This is a genomic window from Mesorhizobium sp. M2C.T.Ca.TU.002.02.1.1, assembly GCF_003997225.1.
On sequence record NZ_RZTO01001008.1, the window covers coordinates 1 to 1,952 of the forward strand.

A 1,952-nucleotide genomic window follows, 5' to 3' on the forward strand; every position below is an offset into this window, starting at 1 on the left:
TTGTTGCCCGGGCCGCCGTTGCCGCCGCTGCCGCCGATGGCGACGCCGACATTGATCGCGACCTCGTCGCTGATCGCGCCGGCGATCGAGGTAGCGCGGCCGCCATTGCCGCCGCCGCCGCCGATCGACTGCGCCACGATGCCGCCCGAGCCGTCCGCGTCGGTCAGCGATACGATCTTGCCGTTGGCCTTGACGAACACCTCGCCGCCCGAACCGCCGTCGCCGCCGCTGCCGCCGACGGTCACCGCCACGGCCGCGGATGCATAGAGCCCGGCGCTGAAGGCGCCGGCGACGGCCTTGCCGCCATTGCCGCCGCCGCCGCCGATCGACTGCGCGATGATGCCCTTGGCGCCCATGCCGCTGACGGTGATGTCGCCGGTATGGTCGACCGTGACCTTCATGGCGTCGCGGCCGGCGCCGCCATCGCCGCCGACGGCGACGCCGACGCCGACGAAAGCGCCGACGGAGACCGCGCCGGCATTGCCGCCATTGCCGCCGCCGCCACCGACCGATTGCGCCATGATGCCATGCGCAAGATCGCCCTTGGTGGTGATGTTGGCGGTGTTGGTGACCTCGACCTCGGCGCCGTTGCCGCCGCCGCCGCCCTTGCCGCCGACGCCGACCGCAGTGAACAGCCCGCCGGCGCCCGCCAGGCCGCCATCGCCGCCGCCGCCGCCGATGGCCTGGGCCAGGATGCCGACCGACAGGTCCTCATTGGTCTGGATCACGCCCGAATTGGTCACCGTGACCTTCATGGCGCTGCCGCCGTCCGCGGCCGCGCCGCCGACCGCGAGCGAAGGCCCGCCGACGGCGATCGAGAAGCCGCCCGAGCCGCCGCCGCCGCCGATCGACTGCGCCTGGATGCCGTGCGACTGGATGCCGTCGGTGGTGATGTCGGCGCCATTGGTGACGTCGACGGTGTTGCCATTGCCGCCGCCGGCGCCGTTGCCGGCGATGCCGACATTGAGCGACAGGCTGCCGGCTATGCTGCCGCCGCCCGTGCCGCCGCCGCCGCCCACCGACTGGGCAAGGATGCCCGTCGAATGGTCCTTCATCGTATGGATGGTGCCGTCATCGATGTCGACGGTGACGGTGTTCGACGCGCCCGCCGCCCCGCCCTTGCCGCCGACACCGACGGAGGCGCCGGCGGCGAGGTTGAACGAGAAGCCGCCATTGCCGCCACCGCCGCCGATCGACTGCACGACGAGCCCGGCCGAATTCACTTCATGCGTGGTGATGGTCGTGCTGGCGGAGTGGTATTCGACGGCGCCTGCCCCGCCGCCGCCGGCGCCGTTCCCGCCGACGCCGACGGTGATGCCGGCGCTCAGGCCGATGACGCCGCCGCCATTGCCGCCGCCGCCGCCGATCGACTGCACGATGATGCCGGCCGAGCGCTCACCGAAGGTCTCGACCGAGCCGTTATAGGTCGTGTGGACGGCAACGCCGGCGCCCGCGGCGCCCGCACCGCCGCCGATGCCGACGGTTGCTATCGCCGCGAATGTCCCGGCGAAGCCGCCATTGCCGCCGCCGCCACCGATCGACTGCACGATCAGGCCGGCCGAATCCGCGCCATGCGTGGTGATGGACTGCGTCCCGCCATCGGGCGAGCGGAAGAAGACCTCGCCGCCGTCGCCCCCCTTGCTGCCCGAGCCGCCGACACCCACGGTGGCGCCGAAGCTGCCGGCAACGACGAAGCCGCCGTTGCCGCCGCCGCCGCCCAGCGATTGCGCGATGATGCCGGCCGACCGCTCCTTGAAGGTCTCGACACTGCCGCCGGAGGTCACGTCGACCTTCTTGCCGGCGCCGCCGGCGGCGCCCTGGCCTCCGACGCCGACCGCAACCACGCCGGCGCCGCTCAGCGCAAAGCCGCCATTGCCGCCGCCGCCGCCGACCGACTGCGCCAGGATGCCCGTGGAATCGCTGCCGTTCGTCGTCACCTTGGCGTTGGCGAT

General features: G+C 73.1%; 1 pseudogene. It reads right to left on the reverse strand.

Features of this window, described 5'->3' with window-relative positions:
* A pseudogene (locus tag EOD07_RS39145) lies at positions 1-1,952 on the reverse strand (autotransporter outer membrane beta-barrel domain-containing protein); the annotation flags it as partial.